Origin of the sequence: uncultured Flavobacterium sp., assembly GCF_963925415.1 — a bacterium.
Taxonomy (GTDB): domain Bacteria; phylum Bacteroidota; class Bacteroidia; order Flavobacteriales; family Flavobacteriaceae; genus Flavobacterium.
In genome coordinates, this window is record NZ_CAWUTS010000072.1 from 1 (window position 1) to 8924 (window position 8924).

At 32.0% G+C, this 8924-nt stretch carries 7 protein-coding genes; 2 read left to right on the forward strand and 5 right to left on the reverse strand.

What is annotated here, in order from left to right; translation table 11 throughout:
• The first annotated feature begins 170 nt into the window (after positions 1-170).
• The gene (locus AABM47_RS05570; RefSeq protein WP_338409941.1) at positions 171-401 is read left to right on the forward strand and encodes a 4a-hydroxytetrahydrobiopterin dehydratase; all 231 of its coding nucleotides are present in this window, start codon (positions 171-173) and stop codon (positions 399-401) included.
• Here the strand turns inward: AABM47_RS05570 and AABM47_RS05575 are convergent.
• The 5 genes from AABM47_RS05575 to AABM47_RS05595 form a co-directional block, all read right to left on the reverse strand.
• The gene (locus AABM47_RS05575; protein ID WP_338409942.1) at positions 393-1667 is read right to left on the reverse strand and encodes a LysM peptidoglycan-binding domain-containing protein; all 1275 of its coding nucleotides are present in this window, start codon (positions 1665-1667) and stop codon (positions 393-395) included. The two genes, AABM47_RS05570 and AABM47_RS05575, sit on opposite strands and share 9 nt — an antisense overlap.
• 12 nt (positions 1668-1679) lie before the next feature.
• Entirely contained in the window at positions 1680-3956 is a 2277-nt protein-coding gene (gene bglX / locus AABM47_RS05580; protein ID WP_338409943.1) for a beta-glucosidase BglX, read from the reverse strand.
• A 225-nt stretch (positions 3957-4181) separates the two neighbouring features.
• Positions 4182-5723 carry an acyl-CoA carboxylase subunit beta gene (locus AABM47_RS05585; RefSeq protein WP_338409944.1) on the reverse strand — a complete coding sequence of 514 codons (1542 nt, stop codon included), beginning with the start codon at positions 5721-5723 and terminating at the stop codon, positions 4182-4184.
• Between the two features lie 21 nt (positions 5724-5744).
• Positions 5745-7184 carry an acetyl-CoA carboxylase biotin carboxylase subunit gene (gene accC, locus AABM47_RS05590; protein WP_338409947.1) on the reverse strand — a complete coding sequence of 480 codons (1440 nt, stop codon included), beginning with the start codon at positions 7182-7184 and terminating at the stop codon, positions 5745-5747.
• Positions 7185-7296: 112 nt separating this feature from the next.
• Positions 7297-7782 (reverse strand): acetyl-CoA carboxylase biotin carboxyl carrier protein subunit, encoded by a 486-nt coding sequence (locus tag AABM47_RS05595; RefSeq protein WP_338409945.1) that lies wholly within the window; start codon positions 7780-7782, stop codon positions 7297-7299.
• A 327-nt stretch (positions 7783-8109) separates the two neighbouring features.
• On the opposite strand from AABM47_RS05595, the gene AABM47_RS05600 reads away from it, so the two are divergent.
• Positions 8110-8898, forward strand: a complete 789-nt coding sequence (locus AABM47_RS05600; RefSeq protein WP_338409946.1) for a helix-turn-helix domain-containing protein — start codon at positions 8110-8112, stop codon at positions 8896-8898.
• The last annotated feature ends 26 nt before the right edge of the window (positions 8899-8924 follow it).

Sequence of the window (8924 nt, forward strand, 5' to 3'; positions counted from 1 at the left end):
AAATTTGGAGCTATAAATATTGAAAACAACAAAGCTGAGTTCTTTTTTCCTTTAGTTTTTAATGAAGATGGCACTTATGAGTTAAGTCAAAAAAAACCAAATAATTTTGGCAAAATATTTCATAAATTAGTAGTGCGAATAAAAGGAAATTAATATAAATAAAAACAACTATGTGGTTAGAAGAAAACAACAAATTGACGCAAACATTTATTTTTAAAAATTTTATAGAAGCCTTTTCTTTTATGGCTAAAGTTGCTTTAGTTGCCGAAAAAATGAGCCATCACCCTGAGTGGAGTAATGTATATAATAAAGTAACTATTACTTTAACTACACATGATTCTGGAAACACTGTAACGGATAAGGATAAAGAGTTGGCTGAAAAAATTGATAATCTATTGTAAAATTCTATTGATTTTTTTAAATCGTTTGGAATAGTATTTTTCATACAGAGAAGAAATTACAACTCCATTACTTGATGATGCATGAATAAATTTAATATCATCATCATCAACATCAGTAATCATTCCTACATGATTTATGGAACCTTTTCCATTGGTTGAAAAGAAAATTAAATCGCCTTTTTGGGCTTTTGATTTTTTAATTTTTTTACCTAAATTGGATTGTTCCGCTGAAGTACGAGGCAATTCGATTTCAAGTTCATCATATAGTTTTATCATTAATCCCGAACAATCAATACCTTTTTTAGACATGCCTCCATATCTGTATTTTACACCTAAATACGCCTCAGACTTTTCAATTAATAATGCTGCTTTTGACAAACTTTCAACAGACAAGTCTGCTGTATCATCAATATTTTCTTCTATTTCTTCATAAACAATTGCAGGTTGAATTTCAACAATAGCAGTATTTGATCTTTTAATCAATAACTTTTCTCCAATTGCTAAAGCCGAACTTTGCTTGGGATTTAAAAAACGCAGTTCGTCTAGAGTTAAACTGTAATTTCTGGATATAGAATTTAGTGTTTCTCCTTTTTTTATCACATGAAAAATCTCTCCTGAATCGTCTAACTCCTCTATACCGTCATCAAATTCTTCAACAAACAATTTGGCTTCCTTATTTTTTTTGCTTGTTTCAATTGTACCTGATGTTATTTCAACTGGTTTTGCGGTTTCTTTTATTAAAAGTTTTTGTCCGATGTGAATGAGTTTTTTTGTTTTTGGATTTAGTCTTTTTAAAGTACTTAAGCCTATATCATAATCTTCTGCAATAGAACCTAACGTTTCACCTTTTTTAATGATATGATAAATATTTACAGTTGTATTTTTTAAAATATTTAGTTTAATTTTCGTTCCTATTTGAAGGCGATTTGGATTAACATCAGGGTTGTTTTTCTTTAAATCGCCAACATTAATTTTATATTTTTTAGCTATTGAAAAGTACGAATCATTTTGAGCTACAATATGAAATTCTTCTGTTTTTTTTGTATTGGAATTAATTGGTGGAAGATTTAAAACTGAATCAACTTTTAACACTTTCCCTTTTATACTAGGATTCAAATCATAAATAACCGATTCAGAAATATTATTTTTTTTTGCTATGGCATAAAAAGTATCACCATTTACTACTTTATATGCTGTAGTATTTTGTGCAAAATTTGTGGCAACATTAAAAAAAGTGATTAGCAAAAGGAAACGAAATAAAAACATAATTAGATTTTTTTAATTTAATTGGAATTCTGTTTTTTGAACATCAACTGAATTTGTTCCTACAAAAACATTAAACTTTCCTGTCTCAACCACATACAAACCTTCATTATTATAAAAGCCCAATTCATCATTTGTTAATTTGAAAATAACTTTTTTATGCTCACCAGCTTTTAAATAAATCATTTGAAAACCTTTCAACTCTTTTACAGGCCTAACAATGCTGGCAGAAACATCTTGAATATACAATTGAACCACTTCTTTACCTTCTTTATTTCCTGAATTTGTAACGGTAACTTCTAGTTCAATACTTTCGCCGTTTTTATATTCCAATTGATTTAATTTTGGAATTCCATAGGAGAAAGTGGTAAAACTTAATCCATAACCAAAAGGCCATAGAGGAGTGTTTTTTACATCTGAAAAATGTGACCAAAAAACATCATCAGAATTATTTAAAGGCCTACCCGTATTTAAATGATTATAGTAAATTGGGCATTGACCTACATGTCTAGGAAATGACATAGGCAGTTTACCACTTGGATTATAATCTCCGTATAAAACTTGAGCTATAGCATTGCCCGATTGTGTTCCCAGTTGCCATGCTTCAACAATTACCGGTATATGCTCTGCTGCCCAGGGCAAGGCCAGGGGTCTTCCGTTTTGAAGCACTAAAACTATATTTTTATTGACCTTATATATTTCTTCTAACATGTGCTGTTGCAAACCAGGCAAATCGAGTGATGCTCTACTACGAGCTTCACCACTTTGAAAACCATGTTCTCCTAAAACCAGTATTACTACATCTGACTCTTTTGCTAATGCTACAGCTTCTAAAATTCCCGATTCATCTGTTTGATTGATAAGTACTTCTTTAACAAAATTTGTTTCACCTTCCCAAAGCTTTACACCTCTTTCATAGGTTAAACTATTGCCTTGATACTTGGACATTCCCTCAAATACAGAAATTCCGGTTTCATCATCTGAAGCGACCCTCCAGCCACCCAAAGCACTGCTTTTATCAGCGGCAAGATGCCCTATTAATGCTATTTTTTTACCCGTTTTTTTTAGTGGCAATATATTGTTTTGATTTTTGAGTAAAACAATAGATTTTTTTGCCATATCTAAAACAGCTTCTTGAATTTTATCACTACCAACTGTTTCGCTTTCTCTTTTTTCATCTAAATAAGCATATGGATTATCAAATAAACCCAATTTAAATTTTACTTTTAATATACGATAAACAGCATCGTCAATTAACGACATTTCTATCTTACCCTGTTTTACAAGTGCTGCCAAGTGTTTAACATATGAATAGGATTCCATATCCATATCACATCCTGCTTGAACCGCTTTTTGGGTAGCTTCTCTATTATTCTCTGTAAAACCGTGTACTGTCATTTCATTAATGGATCCCCAGTCTGAAACTACAAAACCTTTAAAATTCCAATTGCCTTTTAAAATTTTTCGCAATAAAAAATCATTCCCTGTAGCAGGCACACCATTTAAGGTATTAAATGAATTCATAAAAGTACAAACACCTGCATCTTTTGCTGCTTTAAAAGGGGGTAAAACCATGTTATACAAAGTTGAGTTACTCATGTCTGCTGGATTGTATTCTTTACCCGACTCCACAAAACCATAACCTGCAAAATGTTTGGCACATGCGGCTATTGTAAAAGGATTTGACAAATCGGTTCCTTGAAAGCCTTGCACACGAGCTTTTGCAATTAAACTACCCAAATATGGGTCTTCTCCAGCCCCTTCCATAACTCTGCCCCATCGGGCATCATGGCTAAGGTCAACATTTGGGCTAAATGTCCAATTAATTCCAGATGCTGCTGCTTCAGCTGCTGCAACACTTGCAGAGTTTTGAATAGCCTCTAAATCCCAACTAGCAGACTCTGCTAAGGGTATTGGGCTCAATGTTTTATATCCATGTATTACATCTAAACCTATTATCAAAGGAATTCCCAATCGGGTTTGTTCTACAGCAATTTTTTGAACTTTTTTTATGTCTTTTACACCCTTTAGAGAAAGCATACTTCCAACCAAGCCTTTTTTTAAATGCTCGTATTTAAGTTCTGCATCTCCTGTTTTTGGTGCAGGGCCTGTTACGTCCCAAAAGCCATTGTATTGATTCATTTGACCTACTTTTTCATCGAGTGTCATTTGATTCATTAATATTTCTATGCGTTTTTCTAAATCTAACTTCGGGTTTAAAAAAGATTTATCTTGTGCATAAGATGAAATGTATAGTAAAGATATAAAGAGTACTGTTTTGAATAATTTCATGTAATTTAATTTTAATAGTTATAAATTGACATAAAAAAATTATATTGAATTTATAAAACAAAAATAGGAAAATATAACAGTATTTAAAACGTTTTTTTTGTTCTTTTAGTTTAAATAAATATGTTTTTGTTACATATTCAAATTTTAAACAACTGCAAAAAATCTGATTATAAAGCCAATAACCCTGCTACTGGCAAATTCTTACTAGACTATGAATGCTAAAAATTATAAAGGAATATTTCCGTGTTTACGTTTTGGTGTATCGACCACTTTATTTTCTAACATGCTGAATGCTTTTATTAATTTTCTTCTGGTAAATCTAGGTTCAATTACCTCATCTACAAAACCTCTTTGTGCTGCTGTGTAAGGATTTGCGAATAATTCAGCATATTCAGCTTCTTTTTCTTTTAGCTTTTCTTCTGGATTTGAAGCTGCTGCAATTTCATTTTTAAAAATAATTTCAGAAGCTCCTTTTGCACCCATAACAGCAATTTCTGCACTTGGCCAAGCAAAATTCATGTCGGCACCAATGTGTTTTGAGTTCATTACGTCATAAGCACCACCATAAGCTTTTCTTGTAATTACCGTTATTCTGGGCACGGTTGCTTCGCTAAAAGCATACAACAGTTTTGCACCGTGAATGATAATTCCATTCCACTCTTGATCAGTTCCTGGTAAAAATCCGGGCACATCTTCTAAAACCAAAAGAGGTATATTAAATGCATCACAAAAACGAACAAAACGAGCTGCCTTAGTTGAACTTTTAACATCTAAAACTCCGGCTAAAATCATGGGTTGATTTGCAATAATTCCAATACTTCTTCCACCTAAACGAGCAAAACCAACAATGATGTTTTCGGCAAAATCTTTGTGAATTTCAAAGAAACTATCTTGATCAATAATATGACCAATCACATCATGCATATCATAAGGTTTGTTAGTATTATCAGGTATAATGGTGTCTAATTTTTCTCTAATTTCATCATTTAAAATATAGTCTAATTTTGGAGCATTTTCTCTATTATTTTGAGGCAAATAACTTAATAATCGTTTAATATCTTCTAAACATTCCACACCATTTGGAGAGGTAATATGAGCTACACCTGATTTTGTGGAATGTGTACTTGCGCCACCTAATTCTTCTGAAGTTACGGTTTCATTGGTAACGGTTTTAACCACATTTGGACCTGTAACAAACATATAACTACTACCTTCTACCATCATGGTAAAATCGGTCATAGCAGGAGAATAAACGGCTCCACCAGCACAAGGCCCCATAATTGCAGAAATTTGAGGAATTACACCACTTGATTGTACATTTTTATAAAAAATATCAGCATAACCACCTAGCGAACGAACACCTTCTTGAATTCGAGCTCCTCCTGAATCGTTTAACCCTATCATTGGAGCGCCATTTTTAAGAGCCATATCCATTACTTTACAAATTTTTTCGGCATGAGTTTCAGACAATGAACCTCCAAAAACTGTAAAATCTTGTGCAAAAACATAGACCAATCTTTCATTGATCGTTCCGTAACCTGTTACTACTCCATCACCATAATAAATTTCTTTCTCCATTCCAAAATCAGTGGTTCTATGTGTGACTAACATGCCCATTTCTTCAAAAGAACCCTCATCCATAAGATAATGAACTCGCTCTCTGGCTGTCAATTTTTTCTTTTCGTGATGCTTTGCAATTCGTGCTTCGCCGCCACCCTGTTTGGCTAAAGCTATTTTATCGTTTAATATTTTTATTTTGTCTTGCATGTTTATTCTTATTTCTATCTTCTAATTAGGCAATTTTACCAATTTCAAATCATTCAAATATTGTTTTAAAGCTATCATTGCTGCAATTTCAGCTTCAATTGAGTGTTGAGCTTTTAGTTGTTTGGTATCATAGTAATTTTTTACAAAACCTGTGTCAAAATCTCCTGAACGAAAAGCTTGATGTTGCATTACAAATTTACCGAAAGCTAAAGTAGTTACTACACCTTCAATATGATAATTATCGATGGCTTTTATCATTAAAGCAATAGCTTCTTCACGATTTTTACCATAAGTAATTAGTTTTGAGAGCATTGGGTCATAGTAAATAGGAACGTCCATACCTTGCTCGATTCCATTATCTACACGAATTCCTTTACCTTCTGGCAATACATATGTACTTAAAAAACCTACATTTGGCAAAAAATCATTTAAAGGATCTTCTGCATATATACGAAGTTCCATGGCATGACCTGTTATTTTTAAATCTTCTTGTTTCATCGGCAAAGCTTCACCTTGTGCAACTTTTATTTGCAATTCTACTAAATCTAAACCTGCTATAATTTCAGAAACCGGATGCTCAACTTGCAAACGTGTATTCATTTCTAAAAAATAAAAATTGTGTTGATCATCTAATAAAAACTCAACTGTTCCAGCTCCTAAATAATCACAAGCTCTGGCGACTTTTATAGCTGCTTCTCCCATTTTTTGACGCAATTTTGGAGTCAATACACTTGAAGGAGCTTCTTCCACTACTTTTTGGTGTCTTCGTTGGATACTGCATTCGCGTTCAAAAATATGAATAATATTACTGTGACTATCAGCCATTATTTGAATTTCAATATGCCTTGGTTTAGTAATATATTTTTCAATAAAAACTGCTCCATCACCAAAGGCATTTATAGCTTCCGAAATAGCTCTATCCATTTGAGAGGTAAAATCGGCTTCTTTTTCTACAATTCGCATTCCTTTTCCACCACCCCCAGCAGCAGCTTTAATTAATATTGGAAATCCAATTTGAGTTGCAATTTTCTTTGCTTCATCAACATCAGTAATGGCATGTTCTGTTCCAGGAACCATTGGAATATCGTAATTTTTTACTGCTTCTTTGGCAGATAATTTATTTCCCATCATTTTAATAGCTTTGGATTTTGGTCCAATAAAAATGATGTTATTTTTTTCACATAATTCAGCAAATTGTGCGTTTTCGCTCAAAAACCCATAACCTGGGTGAATCGCATCAACATTTAATTCTTTTGCTACTTCAATAATTTTATCAGCCCTAAGATAGGATTGACTCGATGCTGATTCGCCAATACAAACAGCTTCGTCGGCAAATTTAACATGTAAGGCGTTTCGATCGACTGTTGAATAAACCGCAACAGTTTTAATGCCCATTTTTTGAGCTGTTTTCATGACTCTAATGGCAATTTCACCACGATTGGCAACTAATATTTTTGTTATTTTTTTTATCATTATATTTTTTTTGACCGCAAATACACAAATTAATTTAATTGTATAATGTTTCAATTTTTTGAATTCTACTGAACACTAAAAACTGAACCCTAAACACTAATTACTCAAATTCAATTAACAATTCTCCTTTTTCAACCGCATTTCCTTTTTCAACCAAAATAGATTTAATGATTCCGTCTCTTGGAGAAAGAAAACTGTTTTCCATTTTCATGGCTTCTAAAATTAGTAAAGAGTCGTTTTCTTTGACTTCTTGACCAACTACAACATCGATTTGTAAAATTAAACCCGGCATAGGTGCTTTAATTGCATTTATGACTTTGGTTTTTCCTTTTTCAATTCCCATTCCGTTGATTAATTGGTCTAATTCATTTTCGATAACTACTTCAAAAATCGAATTATTTACTTTAACCGTATATTTTTTGGAGAATAGATTACTTGAAACTAGCGCTGCCAAATATGGCTTATTTGCCTTTAGTACATGGAAATTTTGATTGGATAAGTGTATATCATCCAAATGAAGTAAATCGCTTTCTTTAAAATAAAAAGTGTTCTGTAGATTTACAGAAATTTTATAATTGGCGCACATATTTTAATTTTTAGGAAATGTAAAATTACAAAAAAGAAAACGTTTTCGTAAATTAAATGAAATGAATAATTGGTAAAATTATTCAATAATAACTCAAAGCATCTATTTGATAAATTTTTAATTTAATACTAAAAACTTACTCTATATTAATATTACAATTAAAACAAAAATAGTTTAAAAATAATTAATGTCCGATAAAAAAATATTAGTTGCAATGGTGCACAAAAACAAAGGGAAAAAATTAACATAAATAATTTTGTTTTTTAAATATATGTAATATATATTTGTCAAATATGCTTTTTTTTTGTATTAAAAAATACACAATTTATGGACACCCTTATAAGGTATGAAATTTCCATCCTTAATGATCAGAAATTATCCCAGTCAGAAATCGCCTACAAAGTGGGCGCTAATAAATCAACAATCAGCAGGGAATTAAAGAGAAATTCAGATGGACGTAGTGGAGAATACAGGGCGAAATTGGCTCAAAAAAAATGCACCCTACGCCATAGCGTAAAAAACAAGAAAAAGACTTTTACGGCGACCATACAAGAGTTTATTGAACGTTATCTGAAAGTAATAGAAGAAGCTTTTTACTCGCACAGAAAAGAAGCGGTTTATACAGCTGGTTTTGTAGCAAATATTGTGTATGACGGAATTAGAGCTGATAAAGAAATAGAAAGTTTACAAAATTATTTAGAACTCGAACAATTGCGTTTTCATAATGCCTTTGATTTTTCGATTCATGCAACTGAAAATGTGGAGTTTAATGTGGGTTTGCCAACGTTATTGATTCAGCCATTTGTTGAAAACGCAATTCTTCATGGCATTGTGCCAAAAGAAGAAAACGGACACATTGAAGTACAATTTGACCAACAAAACGGAAAATTAATTTGCACCATAACCGATGATGGCATTGGATTGTCGGAATCTAAAACAAGGAAAGAAAATTCGGTAACTGCTCATAAATCGATGGCATTGGATATTACCAAAAAAAGATTAGAAATTATGGAAGCCACGATTTTACAATCAGCTGAAATAGAAATGGAAGAACTAAACGAAAATAACCAAACAGGCACAAAAGTAACATTGAAATTACCAATACAATATGTGTAATTAGTTACTTTAAATATCAAATAGTA